This window comes from Wenzhouxiangella limi, assembly GCF_010499265.1.
GTDB classification, from domain to species: Bacteria; Pseudomonadota; Gammaproteobacteria; order Xanthomonadales; family Wenzhouxiangellaceae; genus Wenzhouxiangella; species Wenzhouxiangella limi.
On sequence record NZ_JAAGSC010000044.1, the window covers coordinates 316,710 to 341,191 of the forward strand.

A 24,482-nucleotide genomic window follows, 5' to 3' on the forward strand; every position below is an offset into this window, starting at 1 on the left:
GATGGCGGGATCCTTTTAGTTGGCCGCGGAATTCTGGTTGGCGAGCCAAACGGCGACCGCATGCATATCCTCATCGCTCATCCGGCGGGCAATTGAGCCCATCAGGTCTTGCGGGTCGTTGTTTCGGGTCCCCTCCTGCCAGGCCTGCAACTGGGCTTTGATGTAGCCGGCGTGCTGGCCGGCAATGCCGGGGAAAACAGCGCCGGCGCCCCGGTTGTCCGGGCCATGACAGCTTGCGCACGAGACAATGTATTCCGACCAGTCGCCGCGCCGGGCCAGTTGCTTGCCGCGGTCGAGCATCGATTGATCGGCGCTTTCGCCACCGCTACCCGGGGTGGCGGGCAGGCCGGCATAGTAGGCGGCCACATCGGCGATCTGCTGTTCATCCAGCATGCTCGCAAAAGGCATCATGCTGGCGTTTGTGCGCGTGCCGGATTTATAGTCCTGCAGCTGCTTGGCGATGTAGGCGGCGTTCAACCCCGCCAACCGGGGCCAGGATTCACCGCCGGGGATGTTTTTGCCGCTGCCGTCGGCCTGATGGCAGGCGTTGCACGTGACCGCCGCTGCCGCACCTCTCTCACTGTCACCCGCGACTTCGGCCAGCGTCAGCCCCGAGTACGCAGCCAGTCCCAAGGTCAGCAGAATTATCGGAATCTTTCTCACGGTCGATTTACGCCTTTTAGCGTCCATGGCCGACCAACACTTTGTTTATCTACTGCAAGTGTTACGCAGACACCTCCGGTATGACTGTGCGGTGGCGCACCCTAAGTGCTCACCTTGAAACAACACCTCGTTGGTCCAGACACGGACTGCGACCGGCGACTGGTACCGGACTGATTCACGCCCGGGCCAACTTGCGCACGCGATAGAGCGAATCGATGGCCACCAGGATGCCGGCCAGCGCGTTGGCCACGGCAATGGCGCCGTAGACCGTGGTGGCCCCGTCCAGGCGCGAGGCGATCCAGACCAGCGGCACGTAGAACACGGCCGTGCGGGTGAGCGAATAGCCCAGGGCGATCAGCGGCTTTCCCAGGGCGTTGAAAGCGCCGGCGGCGATGATGGCGATGCCGTAGCCCCACAGGCTGATGGGTACGATCCAGAGGTAGCGCGCGGCTTGTTCGGTGACGCTGGCTTCGGCGCTGAACAACGCGGCGATGGGTTGTCCGAACGCCCAGAAGAACAGCGCCAGCACCAGCGCCCAGCCGGCGCAGAAGCCGAACGCCGTCTTCATGGCCAGGGCGACCCGGTCGGCCCGGGCGCTGCCCCAGTTCTGGCCTACCACCGGGCCGATCGAGGCCGAAAGCGCCAGCATCGGCAGGATCGCGAACGCCTCCAGGCGGGTTGCCACGCCGAAGCCGGCCACCGTTTCCGAGCCGAGCACGGCGATGACGGCGGTCGCGATCGCCATGCCCAGCGGGTTGGAGGCGTTGCCGACCGCGGCCGGAATGCCGATGCCCAGCACGCGCCGGGCCGAGCGCGTGAAGCGCCGCAGGTCGCGCCAGGCCAGCACCACCAGGCGGTCCCGGCCGATCACCAGGTACAGCGCCATGAGCGACGAGATCACGCGGGCCATCAGCGTGGCCAGCGCCGCGCCCTCGATGCCCAGGCTCGGGATGACCCCGATGCCGAACACCAGGATCGGCGTGGCGATGACGTTGAGCAGCGCCGAGCTGACCATGATGGTGCTTGGCCAGAACGCGTCGCCGCCGGCGCGGGTCATGGCGTTGCAGACCATGGTGACGATCAGGAAGGGCAGCGACAGGTACCAGATCCTGCTGTATCGCATCGCCATGTCGAGGATCTCGCCGCTTGCCCCCAGCAGCCCCAGCACGGCCTCCAGCGTAAGCAGCCCGGCCGTTGTCAGCACCAGCACGACGGCGAGGGTCAGCAGCAGCGAGTCGCTGGCCAGCTGGCGGGTGCGATCCCGATCGCCGCGTCCGATCGCACGCGAGACCAGCGAGGCGGCGCCGGCCGAAAGACCGATCGATACGCTGGCCAGCGTGAGCGCAACCGGAAACGAGAACGACAGCGCTGCCAGCGGATCGGTGCCGAGCTGGCCGACGAAAAAGGTATCGACCACCTGCACCGACATCACCGCGCCGATGCCGAAGATCATCGGCCCGGCCAGGCGCAGCAGTTTGCGCCAGATCGGGCCCGAGGTCAGGTCTCGCGGGTCGCCGGCCGGGTGCCGGCGATGGCCGTCGTCGTTGGTCATTGCCTGGAGTGGGCGCGCCGGGCGCGACCCGTTCGATTTGTCAGACATTGTCGACGATGAGCGTGACCACGTACCCCGCAAGCGGTATTTTCGGGTGATGAGGGCGCGGCGGCGACCGCCGCAGGACGCCTCAGGCGCGCTCGATCAGCTTGCGCCAGCCCGCCGTTCCAAGCGCCATCATCGTGTTGATGTTGCGCTCGTAGATCGCGTCGGGGTCGGGCAGTCTGGCGGTCGCGGCCTCGATGCTGGCCTCGCGCAGCAGGTGGAGCATGGGGTAGGGCGAGCGGTTGGTGCAGTGGGCCGGGTCGTCGGGCGGGGCGTCGGCAAAGCGGTAGTCGGGGTGGAAACTGGCGATCTGGAGCGTGCCGTCGAGGTCGAGGGCCTGCAGCAGCTCGTCGGCCGGATCGAGAAAGTCGTTGTAGTCGAGAAAGTCGGTCAGCACGCAGGGGTGGATCAGCAGCGTGGTCTCGCACTCGGTCGGGTCGGCCTGGTCCAGCGCCAGCAGCTCGTCGGCCAGGTCTTGCAGCAGCAGCTGCGCGCTGGTCGCCTCGCTGACCCGCATCTGCACGCGGCCCTGGCGCCAGGGCAGGCCGGCAAACGGGCACAGGTTGAGCCCGATCACGGCGGCTTCCAGCCAGCGGCGGGTGGCCTCGATGACGGCCTCTTGATCGGGCGGATTCGACATCCGGCAATTGTACGGCCCCGGATTCGGACACATTCCCCGGCAGGCCGATTCCGGGCGCGGTTACCATTGGGTCTTCAGTTCATCCCGGAGATTGCTTTGATGTCCAAGCTTTGGCGCGTTTCGATGTTGGTTCTGGTCTTTTTGCTGGCGGCTGCGCCGCTGGCAGCCCAGGAGGGCGAGCTGCGCCCGGTCACCCACGAAGAGGTCTGGCTGATGAAGCGGCTGGGCTCGCCGGTGGTCAGCCCCGACGGGCAGCATGCGGTGATCTCGGTCACCGAGCCGTCCTACGAGGAAGACGGCATGGTCTCGGATCTGTGGCTGATCACCGTCGACGGTAGCGAGTCGCCGCGCCGGCTGACCGCCACCCCGGGCGGCGAGGGCGGCGTGCAATGGCGGCCGGACGGCGCCAAAATCGCGTTCAGCGCCAGCCGCGGCGGCGACGAGGAACCGGCCCAGATCTTTGTCCTGGACATGACCGGCCCGGGCGAGGCGGTGCAGATCACCGACCTGTCGACCGGCGCCTCGAACCCGCGCTGGAGCCCGGACGGCGAGCGCATCGCGTTCGAAAGCCGGGTCTGGCCCGACGCGGCCGACGACGAGGCCAACGCCGAGCGCGACAAGCAGGCCAAAGAAGACGGCATCAACGTCTCGCGCTACGAGATCTTCCCGATCCGCCAGTGGAACCGCTGGCGCGACGAAAAACACACCCGGCTGTTCGTGCAGGACGCTGAGCCAGACGCCGAGCCAGTCGATCTGCTTTTCGACACCGAGCTGGTCAGCACGCCGGGCTACGCCGGCTCGCCGTCTTTGGGCGGCGACAGCCTGCAGGCGGTCTGGACGCCGGACGGGCAGGCGCTGGTGTTCACCGCCACCCAGAACCTGCACGAAGCGGCCCATTCGGTGGTGCGCTACCACCTCTACCGGGTGCCGGTAGACGGCGGCGAGCCCGCTGCGGTGACCGAGGGCGAGGATTTCAGCTGCACCAGCGCGCGCTTTTCGCCCGACGGTCGGGTGCTGTACTGCAGCTACGGGCCGATCACCGAGTTTGTCTACAACCACACCGAGATCGCGCGGGCCGGCTGGGACGGCGAGGCCCTGGCCGGCGAGCTTGAGGTGCTGACCGGCGATTTCGACCGCTCGGTGGGCGGTTTCGACATCAGCGCCGATGGCCGCACGATTTATCTCTCGGCGGCCGACCAGGGCCATATGCGCTTGTTTGCCATGCCGGCCGATGGCGGCGAAGTCAGCCCGCTGGATGCCGACAGCGCCGGCGTGTTCGGCGGCGTGCAGGCCGCCGACGGTGCACTGGTCGCAACCTGGGAAAGCTCGACGACGCCGGTGGAGCTGGTGCGCGTCAACCCGACCAGCGGCGAGCGCACCGCATTGACCGAATTCAACGCCGAGCGCGCCGAAGGCCTGGACCGGCCGGCGTTTCGCTCGTTCTGGTTCACCTCCAGCCAGGGCCGGCGCATCCACAGCTGGCTGGCGCTGCCGCCGGACTTTGACGAAAGCAAGCAATACCCGCTGGTGCTGTTCATCCACGGCGGGCCGTTCAGCTCGTCGATGGATTCCGACCACGTGCGCTGGAGCCCGCACCTGCTGGCCGCGCCCGGCTACGTGGTGCTTTTGACCGACTACACCGGCTCGGTCGGCTACGGCGCCGAGTTCTCGCGCAACATCGAGGGCGATCCGCTGGCCACCCCGGGCGAGGAGCTGATCGAGGCCGCCGATGCAGCCATCGAGCGCTTTGCCTTCATCGACCCGGAGCGCCAGGCTGCCACCGGCGCCAGCTACGGCGGCCACCTGGTCAACTGGCTGCTGGCCACCACCGACCGCTTCGATACGCTGGTCGGGCATGCCGGGCTGGTCGATCTGGAAGGGCAGTGGGCGACCAGCGATGCGATCTATCACCGCGAGCGCATGAACGGCGGCCCGCCGTGGGGCGACAGCCCGGTGTGGGAAGCCCAAAGCCCGTCGACCTACGCCCCCGAGTTTGCGACCCCGACGATGCTGACCATCGGCGAGAAGGACTACCGCGTGCCGCTGAACCAGACCATTGCCGCCTGGACCTATCTGCAGCGCATGCAGGTGCCCTCGAAGCTGCTGGTCTTCCACGACGCCGACCACTGGATCATGAACGGCAAGGAAGCCGAACATTTCTGGGAAGAAGTGCACGCCTGGCTGGCGCAGTACCTGCAGCCGGACGGCGATTAGGATCTGGCCTGGAGATCCCGGATATCGCTGGGGCGATTCCGGGATGGCCCAGGGGCAGTGCGGGTTGTCGGGTTAACGGCGGCTTGGGCGGCCGTTGCTTGATGACAGGCTCAAGCCGGATTCAGGCGTTTTCCGGTTCCGGTGCCGGGTTGGCCGGCTTGTCCTTGTCCGTTCCCGGCAGCGCGCGCACGTAAATGTCTTGCTGCGGGAACGGGATTTCGATGCCTTCCCGGTCCAGGCGCTGCTTGATCCGCTTGGTCAGCGAGCGCAGCAGCGTCCAGTAGTCCGGCGTGCGCACCCAGGCATGAGTGATCATGAGGATGTCGGACTGTTCCATGGCATCGACGAATACGTTCGGCGCCGGCTTGCGCAGAATGCCCTCGTGCCGGGCCACCTCGTCGCGCAGAATCTCCTCGGCCCGGTCGAGATCCTCGCCGTAGGCGATGCTGACCGGGATCTTCAGGCGGCGGATGCGGTTGGCGGTGAGGTTGGTGATCACGTCGCCCCAGATCTTGCTGTTCGGAATGACCAGGCGCTGGTTGTCGAACGTCGCGATCGTCGTCGAGACCAGGTTCATGCGTTTGACCGTGCCCTCGACGCCGCCGGCGATGACGTGGTCATCGACGTCGTAGGGCCGGTAGATCAGGATCATCCAGCCGGAGGCGAAGTTGCTCAGCGTGTCCTGCAGGGCAAAACCGATGACGATGCCGGCCACGCCCAGGCCGGCCAGCATCGGCACCAGCGAGATGCCGATGGTCGAAAGCGCCACGACCAGCCCAACGGTGAACACGATGCCGAACGACAGCGAGATCAGCATGGCTTCCATCAGCCGGTGCAGCTGGACGGATTCGCGATGGAGCAGCGCCGTGACGATGCCCTGCACGAACTTCGCCACCAGGTAGCCGACGGCGACAATCGAAAGAAAGACCAGCATCTTGAAAACAACGTTCGGTCCCTGGGTTAGCAGGCCGTTCTTTGCGCTTTCGATGCGGTTGCCGAGCAGGCTCATGAAGACCTCGCGGTCGAGGATGTCGACCCCGATCGAACCGCGCTGGTTGACCAGCAGCGCGCGGTAGCTGCCGGCGTTCAGGCCTATGCTGTCCATCAAGCCGACCAGCTGCTCGAGGGTCTGGATGTTGCGCACCTGCTTGCGCTCGATGGCGCGCTCGGCCTTGATCAGCTCGGCGTTGGTGGGGTCGGCGCGGATCATGTTGCGCAATTCGGTCAGGGTCGTGGCATCGAGCAGAATCTGGCCGCTCACGCCTTCGGCGGCCAGCGCCATGGTTTCCCGGATTTGTCGCGCCAGGTCCTCGTCCATCCGGCCGATCCGCTCGCCCAGTTCGAGCAGCTTCACCAGCAGTCCGGTGTGGTCGGCGACGACTTTGCGCAGGTCCTGCTGAAAAGCGCGCGAGATCGCGGCCTCGGAGCTTTCGTCGAATTCGTCGAAGCGCTCCTGTTCCTGCCCGATGCGCTCCTGAAGATCTTCGTAGCGCTCGACCAGAAAGCCCTGGAACCATTCCAGCTGCGCCGGGAAACCCGTGCCCGCTTCGCCGTCCGCCAGCTCGTCGATCGGGTAGGCGAGCATCATCGTGCCCAGTTCCCGGGCCAGGTCGTCGACGCGGAAAAGCATGCCGTCGTGGCGATGCCCGGGCCAGTTGTCCAGGTCGTTGATGATCTGCTCGATCGCTTCGCGCTTGGCTTCGATCGCCGCCAGCCGGTCGTCCTGTGCCCAGGCAGGGTCAAGGCCGGACGCGATCCACAGGGTCAGCGCCAGCGCCAGCCCGAACGCCGATCTGGAAAACGGACCAGCGCCGCCAGCCGCTCCTGCGCGGATTTTCATTGCCTGCACGGACAACTCCAGGTTGCTGCTTGATCAACCGGAGATTGTGGTGCCATGGAGCGGGTCGCGCGATGCTTGATTTGTGAACTTTGTTTAACGGTCAGGGCAAGCGGCGTGGATCTGTGGCCTGCCGCCGCTGCTGCGGCCTGGTTGGCGCCTGTTCTGCGTTAAGCCCGGCGATCCGGCGGTGGTGATTGGCTATCAGTGACTGGCCGATGACTCGTCAGGCACTTATACTCGTTCTCCGCCTTCAGACCATTGGCAGGGTCTAGCGCGATGCCTACGCAGAACACCCAGACAAGAAATGAAAACGGTACCTTGCTGGAGAAGGCCCGGCGCCTCGACCGGATCAGTCAGGCCGTACCCGCGATGCTCTACGAATACGTCATTGATCTCGAAGGCGTCAGCCGGTGCCTGTTCTGCAGCGAGCACTCGCGGCATCTGTTGGGCATCGATCCAGAGACGTTTCGCGAGGACATTCAGTCATTCTGGACGCTGATTCACCCCGATGATCTGGAGGCATTCCGGGAAGCCGATCTACGAGCGAACGCCGCCAATGAGCCGTTCTTCGGCGAGTATCGCGTTCGCCTGAAAAGCGGTGAAGAAAAGTGGCTGCGGATTGCCTCACAGCCGATAACGACGGGATCGGATGGGATTCCACGCTATTTGGGCTACATGATCGATGTCACTAAATCCCGGCGGATGGAAAACGAACTGGAAAAGCGCGCTCGGTACGACTTTCTCACCGGACTCATGAATCGCCAGAGTTTCCAGGAACGTTTCGAGGACGAGCAGCGACGGATGCAACGCTTCGGTGGCGTGTGTTCGATCATGATGCTCGATCTGGATCACTTCAAGCTGGTCAATGACCGCTTCGGGCATGCGGTCGGTGATGAAACACTCAAGGAATTTGCCGGACGGGTGTGTGATGAATTGCGTGAGGTCGATTGTTTTTGCCGCTGGGGCGGCGAGGAATTCTGCATACTCTTGCCCGCCGCCAAGGGCGACGAGGCCCAGGCTGTGGCCTCACGGATTGTTGCTGCCGTTGCCGCTGATTCTTTTCTTCAGCACTCGCATGCCATCGCCATGACGGTGAGTATCGGGGTCACTGAACTGCGCACTGCCGGGGAGCGTCTGGAGGATGCGTTGAATCGCAGCGACGCAGCGCTCTACAGCGCCAAGCAGTCCGGGCGGAATCGGGCCGTTCTCGGCTAAGTTGATTGGCGGCTCTTTCAGGACAGCATCCATACACAACGCCGCGCCGTGGCCACTTGCACCGCTCAGCCGGTTTCAAGCTTGCTTTAATCTGATGGGCCGCCCCACCCTCCACCCCCCGGCGTTCGGATCACCAGCACATCGCCGGCCTCGACTTCGGCCCGGTCGCAGCCGGCCAGGGACTGGATGCGGCCGTCGGGTTGTTCGATCCAGGCCTCGCCGGTCCGGCCGGGTCCGCCGCCGACCAGGCCTTGTGGCGCTTGAGTGCGCGAGTTGGCCAGCAGGGCCACGGTCATGGGCTCGAGAAAGCGGATGCGGCGTTCGGCGCCGTGGCCGCCGCGCCAGCGGCCCTGGCCGCCGGAGTCGGGGCGGATGCCGAAGCCTTCGAGCAGGACGGGGAAGCGGGTTTCGAGGATCTCCGGGTCGGTCAGGCGCGAGTTGGTCATGTGGGTGTGGACCGCGTCGGCCCCGTTAAAGCCCTCGCCGGCGCCGGCGCCGCCGCACAGGGTTTCGTAGTGCTGGTATCTGGCGTTGCCGAAGGTCAGGTTGTTCATCGTGCCCTGGCTGTTGGCCAGCTTGCCCATGGCGCCCAGCAGGGCGTCGGTGATGACCTGGCTGGTCTCGACGTTGCCGGCGACCACGGCGGCCGGGTGCTTCGGGTTGAGCAGACTGCCCTCGGGAATGATCAGCTCCACCGGCGCCAGACAGCCGTCGTTTAAAGGGATGTCGTCGGCGACCAGGGTTCTGAGCACGTAGAGCACGCAGGCGCGGGTGATGGCTGCGGGTGCGTTGAAGTTGTCGGGCTGCTGCGCGCTGCTGCCGGAAAAGTCGATCACCGCGCGGCGGTTGGTCCGGTCGACCGAGATCCGGACTTCGACCTGCGCGCCGGAATCCAGGGTCTTGATCCAGTGCCCGTCCTCGAGCTCGGCCAGGGCGCGCCGGACCTGCTCGGCGGCGTTGTCCTGGACGTGACCCATGTAGGCCTGGACGGTTTTTAACCCGAACTGCTCGACCATCTCGGCCAACTCGCGGCGCCCGCATGCGTTAGCCGCGATCTGGGCGCGCAGGTCGGCGAAGTTCTGGCGCGGATTGCGCGCCGGATGCGGGCCCGAAGCCAGCAGCTCGTCCAGGCGGGCCTCGTCGAGCCGGCCGTCGCGCACGATCCGGGTCGGCGAAATCAGCACCCCCTCGTCGTCGATGCGGCGGCTGTGCGGCGGCATGGAGCCGGGCGTGAGCCCGCCGATGTCGGCGTGGTGGGCGCGGCTGGCGGTAAAGAACAGGATCTGGCCCTTCGCGTCGAAGCAGGGGCTGACCACGGTCAGGTCGGGCAGGTGGGTGCCGCCGGCGTAGGGGTCGTTGAGCACAAAGACATCGCCCGGATGCATCTGGTCAGCGAAGGCCCGGATCACCGCGCGCACGCTCTCGCCCATGGATCCCAGGTGCACCGGCACGTGCGGGGCGTTGGCGACCAGGCCACCCTGGCCGTCGAACAGGGCGCAGGAGAAGTCCAGCCGTTCCTTGATGTTGGCCGACCAGGCGGTTTTCTGCAGGACCACGCCCATGTGCTCGGCGATGGCCATGAACAGGTTGTTGAAGACCTCCAGCATGACCGGGTCGACATTCGTGCTGGCGCGATTGCGCGCCGACCGGCTCTCGGTTCGCCTCAGGACCAGGTGGCTGCGCGCGTTCAGTTGCGCCGACCAGCCCGGCTCGACGACCGTGGTGGCGTGGTCTTCGACCAGAATGGCCGGTCCCGCGACGGGCTGGCCGGGCTTCAGGTCGGCGCGCGCGATCACCGGCGTTTGCGGCTGCTCGCGACCGTCCATCCAGGCGCGAACTTCGGTCAGCGGCTTGACCGGCGCGTCGGCGGCGTGCGTTTCTTCAGCTGGCTCGGACAGCGCCTGCCCCGGGGCGAGCGCTTCGACCAGGCCGGACTCGGCGACCAGCGCGCGCCCGTCCAGGGCAAAGCCGAACTGCTCGCGGTGCAGCCCGGCAAAGGCGGTTTGCATCTCGTCAAGATCGGCGCGATCGACCAGCAGGGTGGTGTCAGTGCCCTCGTATTTCAGCTGGAGCTGGACGCGGGTCCGGATGCGGTCGCGCTCTTGGCCCTGGTCGACCAGCTCGGCCATGGCCTGGTCCAGCGCCTCGGATTCAGCCTGGCGGAGCGCTTCGAGCAAGTCCGCATCAAGTACCCCGCCGAGCGGGAATTCGCGCAGCGCGATGACGTCGGCCAGACCCATGCCGTAGGCCGACAGCACGCCGGCCTTCGGGTGGATCAGCACGGTCTCGATACCGAGCGCGTCGGCGACCAGGCAGGCGTGCTGACCGCCGGCGCCGCCGAAGCAGTTGAGCGTGTAGCGGGTCACGTCGTGCCCGCGCTGCACCGAGACCTTGCGAATCGCGCTGGCCATGGCGTTGACCGCGATCTGCAAAAAACCCTCGGCGACCTGCTCGGGCGCGCGGGTATCGCCGGTCGCGGCGCGGATCTGTTCGGTCAACTCGGCGAAACGATCGTGCACGACCGCGGCGTCCAGCGGCTGGTCGGCAGCAGGCCCGAACACCGCCGGGAAGAAGTCGGGCTGCAGCTTGCCCAGCATCAGGTTGCAGTCGGTCACGGTCAGCGGGCCGCCGCGGCGGTAGCAGGCCGGGCCGGGACTGGCGCCGGCCGAGTCGGGGCCGACCCGGTAGCGGCTGCCGTCGAAATGCAGGCACGAACCGCCGCCGGCGGCCACGGTGTGGATCTCGAGCATCGGCACGCGCAGGCGCACCCCGGCGATCTCGGTCTCGAAGCTGCGCTCGAGCTCGCCGCGGTAGTGCGAGACGTCGGTCGAGGTCCCGCCCATGTCGAAGCCGATCACCCGCTCGAAATCCGCCAGTTCCGCGGTGCGCACGCAGCCGATGATGCCGCCGGCCGGCCCGGACAGGATGGCGTCCTTGCCGGCAAAATGCGCCGATCCCGTCAGCCCGCCGTCGGACTTCATGAACTCAAGCCGCACGTCGCCGAGCTCGTCGGCGACCTGGTCGGCGTAGCGCCGCAGCACCGGCGAGAGGTAGGCGTCGACCACCGTGGTATCGCCGCGCCCGATCAGGCGGATCAGCGGGCTGACCTGGTGCGACAGGCTGACCTGCTCGAAGCCGACCTGGCGGGCCAGCCGGGCCAGGTGCCGCTCGTGGTCGGGATGGCGGTAGCCGTGGACCAGGACCACGGCCAGCGCGCGGATGCCCTGATCCTTGAGCACCTTGAGCTGGTCGAGAGCGGCGGCCTCGTCGAGCTGGCGCAGCACGGTGCCGTCGGCGTCGATGCGCTCATCGATCTCGACCACTTGCTCGTAAAGCGCTTCCGGGCGCCGGATGTCGAGGGCAAAGATCTCGGGCCGGGCCTGGTGGCCGATGCGCAGGGCATCGGCAAAGCCGCGGGTAACGAGCAGCGCGCAGCGCTCGCCGCGCCGCTCCAGCAGCGCGTTGGTGGCCACGGTCGTGCCCATGCGTACGTGGTCGATCACCCGAGCCGGAATCGACTCATCGGGCGCAAGCGCGAGCAGGCGACGGATGCCTTCGATCGCGGCATCGGCGTAATGGTACGGGTTGTCCGACAGCAGCTTGGCGGTGTGCAGCTCGCCGTCGGGCGCGCGGGCGACCACGTCGGTAAAGGTGCCGCCGCGGTCGATCCAGAAGCGCCAGCGCTTCGGGCCGCCGTTGGAGGGATCGGTTGCAGTCATCGAGAAATACTCTACGCGGAATTGGTGCCCGAATGCCCGTGCTATAAACGGACGCATGAAACGAGCGGCCCCGAACGCGCCGGGTGGCGGACGCCGCATCCGCGTATTGCTGGTTCTGGCCATCGCCGGACTGATCATCGGTGCGATCCAGCCTTACGGCATCGACGAACTGCTCGTCCTGGGGCAAACCTTATCCGAACGCCCGCTTTATCTGATCGTGATCATCGTTGGCATGACGCTGCTGTTTAGCTTCGGTCTGCCCGGCAGCCTGGCGGTGTGGCTGGTTGCGCCCTTCCAGCCGCCGCTGATCGCGACCGCGGTGCTGGTGGCCGGCAGCGCCGGCGGGGCGCTGGGTGGTTACTTTTTCAGCGCCCATTTTCGTGAAGACTGGGCGCCCGACGGGTTTGCCCGCCGCATCATCGAGCTGCTTTCCCGACACGGCGGGGTGTTGACGCAAACCGCGCTGCGCGTCCTGCCCGGTTTTCCGCACTCGGTGGTCAATTTCGCCGGCGGCGTGCTGGGTCTGGGTCTGGCGGGCTTTTTGGTCGCCACGATCCTGGGCCTGGCGGTCAAGTGGGGTGTTTACGCCAGCGCCATCCACGGGCTGGTCGAGGCGGTCGAGGAAGACCAGTCGCTGGACTGGAGCACGGGCCTGCCGCTGCTGCTGCTCAGCCTGCTCCTGCTGGCCGGCGCCTGGGCGCGCGGCCGGGTGCTGGCCCGGTCTGCGCTGGCAAGAGGCGAGGCGTCCAGAGATTGATTTGCCGTGTTGTTTTCATTCCCGGCCCTTGTTCACAAGACCTTCACAGTGCTACCCTCGAGCCAATAATCAGTAGTAGGGCAATGGGCCTGCTGCAAAGAGGGAGTTGCAATGTCCAGTCTTTCCGGCGCCGCGGGGCGTTTATCGCTGGGTTTGAACACCCAGCTGCGACTGCTGATCGGGACCGGGCTCGTCCTGGTCACGCTGGCCTCGACCATCCTGGCCTGGACCGCCATTCGCGCCACCGCGACGCAGTCTGCGGTCGAAATGGCGACGACCAAACTGCAGGGTGATCTCAACGTCCTGCAGGACCGCGTCGATCGGCATTTCGGCGCGCTCGAGTTGCAGGGTCAAACGCTGGTCGATGACGAGGGCGCTGATCTGGCCGGGCGCTTTGAGATGCTCGATGACCTTTCGCGCGATCTGTCGATCGTGGCCACGATCTTCGTGTCCGAAGGCGACGACTATCGACGACTGCTCACCAGCATTCGCAACGACGCCGGCGAGCGCGTCATCGGCACCATGCTGGGCACGGCCAGCGCGGCCTATGAACCGCTGCGGGCCGGACAGGACTATTTCGGCCGCGCCGCCATTCTCGGTCGCAACTACGTGACCGGCTATCGGCCGTTGACGACGCGCGCCGGCGAAACCATCGGTGTGCTGTTTGTCGGGGTGGAGCTGGGGGCGATCCAGGAGATCGTGGACAGCGGCGCTCGCAGCGCGCTGTGGCGCAATCTCGGCATCAGCCTGCTGATTTTTCTTGGTGTTCAGGTGCTCTCGACGCTGTTTATTCGGCGCAGCATCGTTTCGCCGCTGCTCGACAGCATCCAGGCGGCCGGCAAGCTGGCCCGGGGCGATCTATCAGCACAAATCGATCATTCGCTGACCCGGCGCAGGGACGAGATCGGCACCCTGGCCCAGGCCCTGGAGGCGATGATCGAAAAGCTGCAGGGGATCATCGGGTCGGTGGTGTCCGGCAGTGCCCAGATCACCTCGGCCAGCGAACAGACGGCGTCCACGGCCCAGACGCTGAGCCAGGGCGCCAGCGAGCAGGCCGCCAGCGTCGAACAGACCACTGCCTCGGTCGAGCAGATGGCCGCCTCGATCCAGCACAACAGCGAGAGCGCGGCGAGTACCGACGAGTTATCAAGCCAGGCGGCCAAGAAGGCAGTGCAGGGGCGCGAGTCGGTGCGCGAGACGGTCGAGGCGATGAACTCGATCGCCGAGCGCATCCGCATCATCGACGACATCGCCTACCAGACCAACCTGCTGGCGCTGAACGCCGCCATCGAGGCCGCGCGTGCCGGTCAGCACGGCAAGGGGTTTGCGGTCGTCGCCGAAGAGGTTCGCAAGCTCGCCGAGCGCAGTCAGGTCGCCTCGCGCGAGATCGGCGAGGTCGCCAACGGCAGCCTGGAGGTCGCCGATCGCGCCGGCCGCCTGCTTGACGAACTCGAGCCACTGATCAACCAGACTTCGAGCCTGGTGCGCGAAATCAGTGCCGCTTCCGGCGAGCAGGATACGGGCGTGCGCCAGATCAGCCAGGCGATGGAGCAGCTCAATGCCATCACCGAGCAGAGCGCCTCGGCCTCCGAGCAGCTGGCCTCGTCGTCCGAGGAGCTGAACGGCCAGGCCCGGCACCTGGAAGACGTGGTCTCGTTCTTCCGGCTGGAGACGCGGTCCTGACAAGTGCCGGACAGATCGGCCCCGGGAAAAGCGGTCAACAAAAATCGCGTGAGCCGGCGCTCAAGTTGGCCAGGCGGTGATCCTCGCTGTGCAGGCTTTTGGCGATCAGGTGCTGGCTGCCCTGGGCGTTTTGCAGGGTGCCGGTCACGCGCAGGATCTGGCCCTGCAGGACTTCGCGGCGGTAACGCTCGAGCAGCTTGGGCCAGACGATGACGTTGATGATGCCGGTCTCGTCTTCAAGCGACAAAAAGATCACCCCGGAGGCCGTGCCCGGTCTTTGGCGGTGGGTAACCAGCCCGCAGGCTTCCACCCGGGTGCCGTGGGCGGTCTCGCGCAGGGCCCGGGCGCTGCGAACCTGCTTGCCCAGCGCCTTGCGCAGCAGCCCGACCGGGTGCTGGTCCAGGCTTAAGCCCAAGCTGGCGTAGTCGTCGAGCAGGTCGCTGCAGGCATCCGGCGGGCGGATCGTGGTGCGCGGTTCGGCGATGGATGCCGCGTCGAGCAGGTCGCCCTGGCGCTGCACCGCCAGCGCTTCCCAGCGCGCGCGCCGGCGATGTCCGGCCAGGCCTTTGAGCGCCCCGGCCTCAGCCAGGGCTTTGAGCTGCCCCCGATCCAGCCGTGCGCGCACCGCCAGATCGCGCACATCGGCAAACGCTGCGTCGGCCCGCGCCGCCACGATCCGCTCGGCGGCATCGGCTTTCAGCCCCTTGACCATCCGCAGCCCCAGCCGAATGGTTCCCCGACTTGCCTGAACCCTTAACCCTGAATCCCGAACCCCGTCCTGATCCTGTTCCGGCACGCAATCCCAGCCGCTGAAGCGAACGTCCACCGGCCGCAACGCCACCCCGTGCCGGCGCACATCGTTGATGATCTGGGCGGGGGCGTAGAAGCCCATGGGCTGGCTGTTGAGCAGGCCGCAGGCAAACGCGGCCGGATAATGACACTTCAGCCAGGCCGAGAAATAGGTCAGCAGGGCGAAGCTGGCGGCGTGCGACTCGGGAAACCCATAGTCGCCGAAACCCTTGATCTGGCTGTAGATACGCTCGGCAAACTCGGCGCTGTAGCCGCGCGTAAGCATGCCTTCAACCAGCTGTTCGTGAAACGGCTCCAGCCCGCCTCTTCGCTTCCAGGCCGCCATGGCCCGGCGCAGCTGATCGGCCTGGCCGGGCGTGAATCCGGCCGCGGTCATGGCGATCTGCATGACCTGTTCCTGGAAAATCGGCACGCCCAGGGTGCGTTCGAGCACGCCTTTCAGCTCCGGGCTGGGATAGCTCACTTCCGCCGGATTGTCGCGCCGGGCAAGATAGGGATGGACCATCTCGCCCTGGATCGGCCCGGGCCGGACGATGGCGACTTCCACCACCAGGTCGTAGAAGCAGCGCGGCTTCAGCCGCGGCAGCATCGCCATCTGGGCGCGCGACTCGACCTGGAACACGCCCACGGCATCACCTTGAGACAGCATCTCGTAGGTCGCCGGGTCCTCGCGCGGAATATCGGCCAGCGTCGGCACACCTCCCGAACCCCGAACCCCGAACCCTGAACCCGTGTCCAGAAACCCCAGCGTCTTGCGAATCACCGTCAACATTCCCAGCGCCAGGCAGTCGACCTTGAGCAGGCCCAGGGTTTCCAGGTCATCCTTGTCCCACTGGATGATGGTGCGCTCGTCCATGGCCGCGTTTTCGATCGGCACCAGATGGTGCAGGGGGGCATCCGAGATCACCATGCCGCCGACGTGCTGGGAGAGGTGGCGGGGCAGGCCGATGAGGGCCGTGGTCAGATGCATCAGCTGCCGGGTGACGGCGGCGTCTGGATCAAAACCGCAGGCGCTCAGACGCTCGGGCCAGGCGTCGGGCCGGTCCCACCAGGCCAGTGAGGCGGTCAGGCGGTCAAGCCGCTCCGGCTCCAGGCCGAGCGCGCGGCCAACGTCCTTGAGCGCGCTTTTGGGCCGGTAGCTGATCACGGTCGCGGCCAGGGCGGCGCGCTCGCGGCCGTACTTGGCGTAGATGTACTGCAGGACTTCTTCGCGCCGCTCGTGCTCGAAGTCGACGTCGATATCGGGCGGCTCGTTGCGCTCTTTGGAAATAAAGCGCTCGAACAACAGCTGCTGCTTTGACGGGTCGACCTCGGTGATCCCCAAGCAGTAGCACACCGCCGAGTTGGCCGCCGAGCCGCGCCCCTGGCACAAAATGCCGCGCGCGCGGGCAAAGCGGACCAGGTCGTGGACGGTGAGAAAGAAGGCCTCCACGCCCATCTCCTCGATCAGCTTGAGTTCATGGGCGATGAGCTCGCGGACCCGGTCCGGCACCCGCTCGCCGTAGCGCGTGCGCATGCCGGCCAGGGTCAGCTGGCGCAGGTGCTGGGCCGGGGTCAGCGGGGCCGGCACCAGCTCGCGCGGATAACGATATCCGAGCTCGCCCAGCGAGAACCGGCACTGTTCGGCCACGCGCACGGTCTCGTCCAGCCAGGTGCGCGGATACAGCCGGGCCAGGGTCGAGGGTGGACGCAGGTGGCACTCGCCGTTAGCCGCCAGGGCCAGGCCGCATTCAGCCAGCGGCTTGCCTTCGTGCAGGGCGGTCAGGACGTCGAGCAGGGGACGCTGCTCGCGGGTGAGCATGCGCACCTCGCCGCAGGCCAGGCACGGCAGGTGATGCCGTCGGGCAAAACGATCGAGCGCGCGAAACCAGGCGCGCTCGCCGAGCTGGAGCCGCCGGCTCGCGCCCAGCCACAGGCGGTTTGGGAAAAGTTTGCCGAGTTGCTCGGCCACTGCATGCGGCGGCTCGGCCGCCGAGTCTGTCCACGGTGAGGGCTTCCAGATCGCCAGCGCCTGGTCCAGGTCGTCTTCGAGATCGGCGCGCCCGATCCGGTAGGCGCCTTTGGGCGCGCGCCGCCGGGCCCGGGTGATCAACCGGCACAGCTGGGTATAAGCGGTCTGGTTCGGGGCCAGCAGCACCAGCTGCAGTCCATCGTCCAGCCGGATTTCGGTGCCGATGATCAGATCCAGCCCGCAGGTCTGCGCGGCCTCGTGGGCACGCACCACGCCGGCCATCGAGCACTCGTCGGTAATGGCCAGGGCGGCATAGCCGAGCTCGGCTGCGCGCTCGACCAGCGCGCCCGGCTGCGCGGCCGAGCGGCGAAAGCTGAACGCGCTTAAGGCGTGGAGTTCGGCGTAGCGGGGGGTGGTGGTCGACATACTGTAATCATATACAGTTATCGGGGTGTGGTGGCAGGCGCCGAGCGCGTGATCCTGCTCCGGCGCTCCGGGCGAACGCGGTTGGCGGTTAGGCATGGGCTAGTGGCGCCCGGGTGCCAGGCGAATGGCGTTGGCGAGGGTTCTGGCAGGTTGCTCGCTGATGGCTCGGTTGTCTGGCTGGGCGCGCGGATGGGGCGTGCTGTATTCCGCGCCTTCCGGTTCGGAACAGGATCCCGTGCTCGGTGCTGGAGGGGTTGGTGCCCGGGCCCGAGCACGTGATCCTGTCCCGGCGCTGCGGGCGAACGCTGTTGGTGTTTAGGCGTGGGCTGGTGGCGCCTGGGTGCCGAGCGAATGGCGCTGACGAGGGTTCTGGCAGGCTGCGCGCTGTGGGCTTGGCCGCCTGGCTGGGCGCGCGGATGGGGCGTGCTGGTTTCCGCGCCCTCCGGTTCGGAACAGGATCCCGCGCTCGGTGCTGGAGGGTTGGTGCCGGGCATCGAGCACGTGATCCTGTCCCGGCGCTCCGGGCGAACGCTGTTGGTGGTGAGGCTTGGGCTGGTGGCGCCTGGGTGCCGGGCGAATGGCGCTGACGAGGGTTCTGGCAGGCTGCGCGCTACGGGCTTGGTCGCCTGGCTGGGCGCGCGGATGGGTCGTGCTGCATTCCGCGCCCTCCGGTTCGGAACAGGATCCCGCGCTCGGTGCTGGAGGGTTGGTGCCGGGCATCGAGCACGTGATCCTGCCCCGGCGCTGCGGGCGAACGCTGTTGGTGGCAAGGCGTGGGCTGGTGGCGCCTGGGTGCCGGGCGAATGGCGTTGGCGAGGGTTCTGACAGGCTGCGCGCTGTGGGCTTGGCCGCCTGGCTGGGCGCGCGGATGGGTCGTGCTGCATTCCGCGCCCTCCGGTTCGGAACAGGATCCCGTGCTCGGTGCTTGAGGGGTGGGTGGGGGTTGAGGTCCCGGATCAAGTCCGGGACGACAGGGGTGGCGTTTTTGGCGGGGTGATTGAAGCAGGCGAACCTGTCATCCCGGCCGGAGCGCAGCGCAGAGCCGGGATCTCCTGCCAGATCGATAGCACGGCGCACGCCCCGCAGCCAGCCTCTCAGAAAACCCTTCGCCAAGCTGCCATAGCAGCCAATTCCGGTCACCCCGCAACAGGCGCCCGAAAAACCTTCCACAAACCTGTGAGATCGGGTGGTGGTGGACGCCCCGCCGCCGCAGACGGCAGCGGAAATCAGCAGGCAGCCATCCGCCCGTCATCCGCAGCACCTGCGTCCAGCAGCAAGCAGATCCCGACCCGCGCCAGAGACCAGACCTAAAAGCGCCCAAAAGCCACCGCGCCATCCGCATCCACCCACATCGATGCCGACGGAGGCGACGGGGCGTCCGGCACCACCCGATCCTTCTCCATCCCGATGCCGACGGAGGCGACGGGGCGTCCAGCACCGCCTGATCCATCTCCGCGATCCGGTCCGTCCAATTCCCCGGACGCCCTGGGATGAAACCGGTTTCCATCGACTGTGGCACACTGCACGGAGTGAATGAACAAACCCTGCAATCTCTGGATGGCGAGGTCACGCGCCTGTTGTCCAGCCTGCGCGAAACGCCTGAAACCATGGATCAGCTTCTGCCGCTGGTCTATGAAGACATGCGCCGGATTGCCCGCACCCAGCAGGCCCGGCTGGGCACCAGTCCGACCCTGCAGACCACCGAACTGGTCCACGAAGCCTTCCTCAAACTGCGCCAGTCCGAAGGCCAGCCGATCCGCAACAGCACCCACTTCAAGCGCCTGTCCTACCTGGCCATTCGCCAGCTGATCGTCGATCACGCACGCGCCAAGCAGGCCGCCAAGCGCGGGGCCGGTCAGGCCCAGGCAACGCTGCATGAGGACCTCATGGCCGAGGCGCCTGGCGATGAGGAGACGGTGCTGCGCATCGACGAGGCGCTGGACCGACTGGCGGCCGCCAACCCGCGCCAGGCCGAGGTCGTCATCGCGCGCTTTTTTGGCGGCTACAAGGCCGAGGAAATCGCCGGGCTGCTGGAGACCTCCGTTCGCACCGTTCAGCGCGACTGGGAGCGGGCCCGGGCCTGGCTGCTGGTGGACCTGGAAGCCTGAATCGTGCTTGAAAATGCCGCCGCCGGCCATCATTGAAGGCCTACCAGGGTAGAGAGCCAAGCATGCAGTTCAAGGATTATTACAAGATCCTGGGCGTAGAGTCCGGTGCCAGTTCCGACGAGATCAAGCGCGCTTACCGCAAGCTGGCGCGCAAGTATCATCCCGACGTCAGCAAGGAACCCGACGCCGAATCGCGCTTCAAGGAAATCGGCGAAGCGTACGAGGCGCTCAAGGACCCCGAAAAGCGCGCCCAGTACGATCAGCTGCGTCAGGGCGGCTGGCGCCAGGGGCAGGAATTCAGGCCACCGCCGGACTGGGGGGCGGGCGCTCAGTCAGCCGGCGACGGCCAGGGTTTTTCGGGTTTCAGCGATTTCTTTGAAAGCCTGTTCGGCGGCATCGGCGGCGCCGGTTTCGGCAACGGCCGCCGTCCGGGCGGCGCCGGGGTGCGAGCGCGCGGCCGCGATGTTCATGCCACCGTCGAGATCGACCTGCCGACCGCTTATGCCGGCGGCGTACAGCGACTGAGCCTGGGCGGCGGTGCCGGTTCGCGCACCCTCAATGTGCGCATTCCCGCCGGCGTCACCGAGGGCCGCCAGATCCGCTTGAGCGGGCAGGGCGAGCCCGGGATGGGCGGTGGCCCGGCCGGAGACCTGTACATGGAAGTCCGGCTCAAGCCGCACCGTTTGTTCGAGGTGCAGGGTCGCGACGTGCACCTGACCCTGCCGATCGCGCCGTGGGAAGCGGCGCTGGGTGCTCGCCTGAGCGTGCCGACGCTGGGTGGCAAGGTCGAGATGAATATCCCGGCCGGTACCTCCAGCGGCAAGCGCATGCGGCTCAAAGGACGCGGCCTGCCGGGCAAGACGCCGGGGGATCAATACGTCATCGTCAAGGTGGTGGTCCCGGCGGCCGAAAGCGCGCGCGCCCGTGAACTTTACGAGGCGCTCAAGGCCGAGCAGTCCTTTGATCCCCGCTCCGGAATGGAGGGCTTGTCGTGAACTCGTCGAATCATCTACCCGTCGCCGAACTGATTGCCCAGGATCTGGATGCCGACCTCGACGACATCTGCCGGATTTGCGGACTCGAAGTCGAGGAGCTGCGGCAGTGGATTGAGGAAGGCGTGGCTGAACCCCGCAGCATCGAGGCCCGGCAATGGCGTTTCAGCGCGCGCCAGCTGCGCCGCGTCCGGGTGGGTCGTCGTCTGCGCCGTGACCTGGAGATCGATGCCCGCGCGTTGCCTGTTGTGCTCGACCTGATCGAAGAAGTCGAGACCCTGCGACAGCGTGTCCGCCTGCTCGAGCGCGTGATCGAGGACTGATCGCGGCATAATGGGGGCTGTCATCGTCATCTGACCCCGAAAGCCGTGCCCGAACCTCGCTATCCCCACCTGTTCCAGCCGCTGGATCTGGGTTTTGCCACCCTGCCCAACCGCATTCTCATGGGCTCCATGCACACCGGGCTGGAAGACCGGCTCTGGAACTGGCCGAAGCTGACTGCCTATTTCGTCGAGCGCGCCAAAGGCGGGGCCGGGCTGATGGTCACCGGCGGGATCGCACCCAACCGGCGCGGCTCGCTGGCGCCGCTGGCCTCCAAGCTGACCAACCGCTGGGAGGCGGTGCGCCATCGCAGGATGACCGAGGCCGTCCACGAGGCCGGCGGGCGCATCTGCATGCAGATCCTGCACGCCGGGCGTTATTCCTACCATCCGTTCTCGGTCGCGCCCTCGGCGATCCAGTCGCCGATTACGCCGTTCAAGCCCAAGGCCCTGTCTAGCGGCGGCGTGGAAGGCCAGATCCGCGATTTCGTGCGCTGCGCCGCGCTGGCGCAGAAAGCCGGCTACGACGGCATCGAGATCATGGGCTCAGAGGGTTATTTCATCAACCAGTTCCTGGTCCCGCGCACCAACCATCGCAGCGACGGGTGGGGCGGGGCCTTCGAAAACCGCATGCGCCTGCCCGTGGAAATTGTCCGGCGCACCCGCGAGAAGGTCGGGTCGGATTTCATCATCATCTACCGCCTGTCGATGATCGACATGCTGGCCGACGGCAACAACTGGGAAGAAGTGGTTGCCCTGGGCCAGGCCATCGAGCAGGCCGGCGCCAGCATCATCAACACCGGTATCGGCTGGCACGAGACCCGCATCCCGACCATTGCCACCTCGGTCCCGCGGGCGGCGTTTACCCGGGTCACGCGCAAGCTGCGCGAGTCGGTCACGGTGCCGCTGGTCACCAGTAACCGGATCAACATGCCGCATACGGCAGAAGCCGTGCTGGCCCGAGGCGATGCCGACCTGGTGTCCATGGCCCGGCCGCTTTTGGCCGATCCCGACTGGGCCAACAAGGCGCAGCAGGGACGGACCGACGAGATCAATACCTGCATCGCCTGCAACCAGGCCTGCCTGGACCACGTGTTCCAGAACAAGGTCGCTTCCTGCCTGGTCAACCCGCGCGCCGCGCACGAGACCGAGCTGGTGATCGAGCCGGCCGCCAGCCGCAAGCGCGTTGCCGTGATCGGGGCTGGCCCGGCCGGGATGGTGGCGGCGGTGACCGCGGCCGAGCGCGGTCATGACGTGACCCTGTTCGACCAGGCCGAGCGCATCGGCGGGCAGTTCAACATGGCCAAGCGCATCCCCGGCAAAGAGGAATTCGTCGAGACCCTGCGCTACTTCGCCCGCCGGATCGAGCTGACCGGGGTCACGCTCAAGCTGGGTATTCGCGTCGACGCCGAGGGCCTGCGCGAGGCGGGTTTCGACGAGGTCATCCTGGCCACCGGGGTAACGCCGCGCGACCCGCAGATTCCGGGTCAGGATCATCCCTCGGTACTCAGCTACATCGATGTGTTGCTGCACGGCAAGCCGGTGGGCAAGAAGGTGGCCGTGATCGGCGCCGGCGGTATCGGTTTCGACGTCAGCGAGTTCCTCGTCCACGGCGACGTGCCGGCCGAGCCGGATCCGGACCAGCCGCGGCGCGAGGATTTCTTCGAGCACTGGGGTGTGGACATGACGCTGTCTGGGCGCGGCGGCGTCGAGGGAGAGCAGCCGGCGTTTCCGCCGCCGGCGCGCGAGGTCTTTCTGCTCCAGCGCAAGACCACCAAGCCCGGCGCCGGCCTGGGCAAGACCACCGGCTGGATTCACCGCACCTCGCTCAAGCATTTCGGGGTACAGACGCTGTCAGGGGTGAGCTATGAGCGTATCGACGACGACGGCCTGCATATCCGCATCGACGACCAGGCGCGCTGTCTCGACGTCGACAATGTCGTCATCTGCGCCGGGCAGGTACCCAACCGGGCGCTGGCCGATGCCCTGGAGCCGCTGGGCATCCGCACCCACCTGATCGGCGGCGCCGACGTGGCCGCCGAGCTCGACGCCAAGCGCGCCATCGAGCAGGGCACGCGCCTGGCCGCCACTTTGTAGCCGCATGCCAGCGACCCCGAACCCTGAACAACGACTCCGGAAGGATTCCAAAATGACCATCGCACCCGAACACTATCCGGCCATGCTCGCCGAGCTTCGCCAGACTTTTGCTTCCGGCCTGACCCGCGATCTGGCCTGGCGCGACGCCCAGCTCGAAGCCATGGGCAAGCTGCTCAGCGACAACGAGGAAGCCATCGGCCGGGTGCTGGCCGAGGACCTGGGCAAACCACCCCAGGAGGTGCTGCTGGGCGAGCTGGCGCTGCTGTTCAGCGGCATCCGCCATACCCGCAAGCACCTCAAGCGCTGGGCCAGGCCGCGCAAGGTCTCGACCCCGGCGGTGGGTCAGCCCGGCCGCAGCTGGGTTCAGCCCGAGCCGCTGGGCGTGGTCCTGATCCTGGGGGCCTGGAACTACCCCTTCCAGCTGATCTTCGGCCCGCTGATGCCGGCGCTTGCGGCCGGCAACTGCGTCGTGGTCAAGCCTTCCGAGATTGCCCCGAAAAGCTCGGCCCTGATGGCCGAATTGATTCCGCTGTACCTGGATCAGCGCGCGGTCAAGGTGGTCGAGGGCGCGGTCGACGAGACCACCGAGCTTTTGAAGCAGCGCTTTGACCACATCATCTATACCGGCGGTGCCGCGGTGGGCAAGATCGTCATGCGCGCAGCCTCCGAGCACCTGACCCCGGTGACCCTGGAGCTGGGCGGCAAGAGCCCGTGCGTGATCGACCGCGACGCCGACCTGGCGCTGGCCGCCCGCCGCCTGATCTGGGGCAAGTGCATCAACGCCGGCCAGTCCTGCATCGCGCCGGACTACGTGCTGGTCTCGCCCGAGCAGCGCGATGATCTGGTCGCGGCCATCGACGCCGAGCTCGACAAGATGTACGGCGAGGATCGCCTGGGCAGCGCCGACTACGCCAACATCATCAACGCGCGCCATTTCCAGCGCGTGCGCGAACTGCTGGATGACGGCAAGGTGGTGATCGGCGGTGGGGTCGACGAGGCCCGCAACCGCATCGAGCCGACCGTGCTGGTCGATGTCGCGCCCGACGCGCCGGTCATGCGCGAAGAAATCTTTGGACCCGTGCTGCCCATTCTCACCGTGAACGATCTCGATGAGGCCATGGCCTTCATCCTCGAACGCGACAAGCCGCTGGCCGCCTACCTGTTCACCCGCAGCAAGGACTCCGAACAGCGCTTCGTGGAAACAGTCAGCTCAGGCAACATGTGCATCAACGACGTGATCATGTTCATGGCCGTCCACGAGCTGCCCTTTGGCGGGGTCGGCATGAGCGGCATGGGGCAGTACCACGGCAAGGTCGGCTTTGACCGCCTGAGCCACCTCAAGGCCGTGATGAGCCGCGCGCGCACGCCCGAACCGCCGGTGCGCTTTGCCCCCTACAGCGAGTTGAAGATGAAATTGCTGCGCTGGCTGAGCTGAGGCCGGCACCGGGGC

At 66.8% G+C, this 24,482-nt stretch carries 15 protein-coding genes; 9 read left to right on the forward strand and 6 right to left on the reverse strand.

What is annotated here, in order from left to right; translation table 11 throughout:
- Positions 1-15: 15 nt before the first annotated feature.
- The 3 genes from G3I74_RS15020 to G3I74_RS15030 form a co-directional block, all read right to left on the reverse strand.
- Positions 16-663, reverse strand: coding sequence for a c-type cytochrome (locus G3I74_RS15020; protein ID WP_164212411.1), 648 nt, complete (start codon positions 661-663; stop codon positions 16-18).
- A 175-nt stretch (positions 664-838) separates the two neighbouring features.
- Positions 839-2,215, reverse strand: coding sequence for an MATE family efflux transporter (locus G3I74_RS15025; protein ID WP_203594796.1), 1,377 nt, complete (start codon positions 2,213-2,215; stop codon positions 839-841).
- A gap of 130 nt (positions 2,216-2,345) precedes the next feature.
- Positions 2,346-2,900: a DUF1415 domain-containing protein gene (locus G3I74_RS15030; RefSeq protein ID WP_164212412.1), complete on the reverse strand. Its 555-nt coding sequence runs from the start codon at positions 2,898-2,900 to the stop codon at positions 2,346-2,348.
- Positions 2,901-2,999: 99 nt separating this feature from the next.
- Between G3I74_RS15030 and G3I74_RS15035 the strand changes: the two genes are divergently transcribed.
- Positions 3,000-5,114, forward strand: coding sequence for a S9 family peptidase (locus G3I74_RS15035; protein WP_164212413.1), 2,115 nt, complete (start codon positions 3,000-3,002; stop codon positions 5,112-5,114).
- Positions 5,115-5,235: 121 nt separating this feature from the next.
- On the opposite strand, the gene G3I74_RS15040 is transcribed toward G3I74_RS15035, so the two are convergent.
- Positions 5,236-6,954 carry a mechanosensitive ion channel family protein gene (locus G3I74_RS15040; RefSeq protein ID WP_164212414.1) on the reverse strand — a complete coding sequence of 573 codons (1,719 nt, stop codon included), beginning with the start codon at positions 6,952-6,954 and terminating at the stop codon, positions 5,236-5,238.
- 276 nt (positions 6,955-7,230) lie between these two features.
- Between G3I74_RS15040 and G3I74_RS15045 the strand changes: the two genes are divergently transcribed.
- Positions 7,231-8,169 carry a GGDEF domain-containing protein gene (locus G3I74_RS15045; RefSeq protein WP_164212415.1) on the forward strand — a complete coding sequence of 313 codons (939 nt, stop codon included), beginning with the start codon at positions 7,231-7,233 and terminating at the stop codon, positions 8,167-8,169.
- 86 nt (positions 8,170-8,255) lie between these two features.
- On the opposite strand, the gene G3I74_RS15050 is transcribed toward G3I74_RS15045, so the two are convergent.
- Entirely contained in the window at positions 8,256-11,888 is a 3,633-nt protein-coding gene (locus G3I74_RS15050) for a hydantoinase B/oxoprolinase family protein (protein ID WP_164212416.1), read from the reverse strand.
- Between the two features lie 55 nt (positions 11,889-11,943).
- On the opposite strand from G3I74_RS15050, the gene G3I74_RS15055 reads away from it, so the two are divergent.
- Both G3I74_RS15055 and G3I74_RS15060 read left to right on the forward strand, forming a co-directional pair.
- Entirely contained in the window at positions 11,944-12,645 is a 702-nt protein-coding gene (locus G3I74_RS15055) for a TVP38/TMEM64 family protein (RefSeq protein WP_164212417.1), read from the forward strand.
- A 111-nt stretch (positions 12,646-12,756) separates the two neighbouring features.
- Complete coding sequence (locus G3I74_RS15060) at positions 12,757-14,328, forward strand: methyl-accepting chemotaxis protein (protein WP_203594797.1); 1,572 nt, start codon at positions 12,757-12,759, stop codon at positions 14,326-14,328.
- A 34-nt stretch (positions 14,329-14,362) separates the two neighbouring features.
- Here G3I74_RS15060 and G3I74_RS15065 read toward each other — a convergent pair whose 3' ends face one another.
- Positions 14,363-17,515 (reverse strand): error-prone DNA polymerase, encoded by a 3,153-nt coding sequence (locus tag G3I74_RS15065; RefSeq protein WP_164212418.1) that lies wholly within the window; start codon positions 17,513-17,515, stop codon positions 14,363-14,365.
- 1,529 nt (positions 17,516-19,044) lie between these two features.
- Here G3I74_RS15065 and G3I74_RS15070 point away from each other — a divergent pair.
- From G3I74_RS15070 to G3I74_RS15090, 5 genes are all read left to right on the forward strand, one after another.
- Positions 19,045-19,623: an ECF-type sigma factor gene (locus G3I74_RS15070; RefSeq protein WP_164212419.1), complete on the forward strand. Its 579-nt coding sequence runs from the start codon at positions 19,045-19,047 to the stop codon at positions 19,621-19,623.
- Positions 19,624-19,685: 62 nt separating this feature from the next.
- The gene (locus tag G3I74_RS15075) at positions 19,686-20,618 is read left to right on the forward strand and encodes a DnaJ C-terminal domain-containing protein (RefSeq protein ID WP_164212420.1); all 933 of its coding nucleotides are present in this window, start codon (positions 19,686-19,688) and stop codon (positions 20,616-20,618) included.
- Positions 20,615-20,938 carry a chaperone modulator CbpM gene (locus tag G3I74_RS15080; protein WP_164212421.1) on the forward strand — a complete coding sequence of 108 codons (324 nt, stop codon included), beginning with the start codon at positions 20,615-20,617 and terminating at the stop codon, positions 20,936-20,938. Before G3I74_RS15075 ends, G3I74_RS15080 begins: the two co-directional genes overlap by 4 nt.
- A gap of 45 nt (positions 20,939-20,983) precedes the next feature.
- Complete coding sequence (locus tag G3I74_RS15085) at positions 20,984-23,032, forward strand: oxidoreductase (RefSeq protein ID WP_164212422.1); 2,049 nt, start codon at positions 20,984-20,986, stop codon at positions 23,030-23,032.
- Between the two features lie 52 nt (positions 23,033-23,084).
- A complete protein-coding gene (locus tag G3I74_RS15090) occupies positions 23,085-24,467 on the forward strand; it encodes an aldehyde dehydrogenase family protein (protein ID WP_239056934.1) in 1,383 nt (460 codons plus the stop codon).
- Positions 24,468-24,482 lie beyond the last annotated feature (15 nt).

Excerpts from the sequence above, each read along its gene's own strand:
- G3I74_RS15025 (WP_203594796.1), bottom strand. The coding sequence starts at position 2,215 with ATGACCAACGACGACGGCCATCGCCGGCACCCGGCCGGCGACCCGCGA.
- G3I74_RS15030 (WP_164212412.1), bottom strand. The coding sequence starts at position 2,900 with ATGTCGAATCCGCCCGATCAAGAGGCCGTCATCGAGGCCACCCGCCGC.
- G3I74_RS15035 (WP_164212413.1), top strand. The coding sequence starts at position 3,000 with ATGTCCAAGCTTTGGCGCGTTTCGATGTTGGTTCTGGTCTTTTTGCTG.
- G3I74_RS15040 (WP_164212414.1), bottom strand. The coding sequence starts at position 6,954 with ATGAAAATCCGCGCAGGAGCGGCTGGCGGCGCTGGTCCGTTTTCCAGA.
- G3I74_RS15045 (WP_164212415.1), top strand. The coding sequence starts at position 7,231 with ATGCCTACGCAGAACACCCAGACAAGAAATGAAAACGGTACCTTGCTG.
- G3I74_RS15050 (WP_164212416.1), bottom strand. The coding sequence starts at position 11,888 with ATGACTGCAACCGATCCCTCCAACGGCGGCCCGAAGCGCTGGCGCTTC.
- G3I74_RS15055 (WP_164212417.1), top strand. The coding sequence starts at position 11,944 with ATGAAACGAGCGGCCCCGAACGCGCCGGGTGGCGGACGCCGCATCCGC.
- G3I74_RS15060 (WP_203594797.1), top strand. The coding sequence starts at position 12,757 with ATGTCCAGTCTTTCCGGCGCCGCGGGGCGTTTATCGCTGGGTTTGAAC.
- G3I74_RS15065 (WP_164212418.1), bottom strand. The coding sequence starts at position 17,515 with ATGTCGACCACCACCCCCCGCTACGCCGAACTCCACGCCTTAAGCGCG.
- G3I74_RS15075 (WP_164212420.1), top strand. The coding sequence starts at position 19,686 with ATGCAGTTCAAGGATTATTACAAGATCCTGGGCGTAGAGTCCGGTGCC.
- G3I74_RS15090 (WP_239056934.1), top strand. The coding sequence starts at position 23,085 with ATGACCATCGCACCCGAACACTATCCGGCCATGCTCGCCGAGCTTCGC.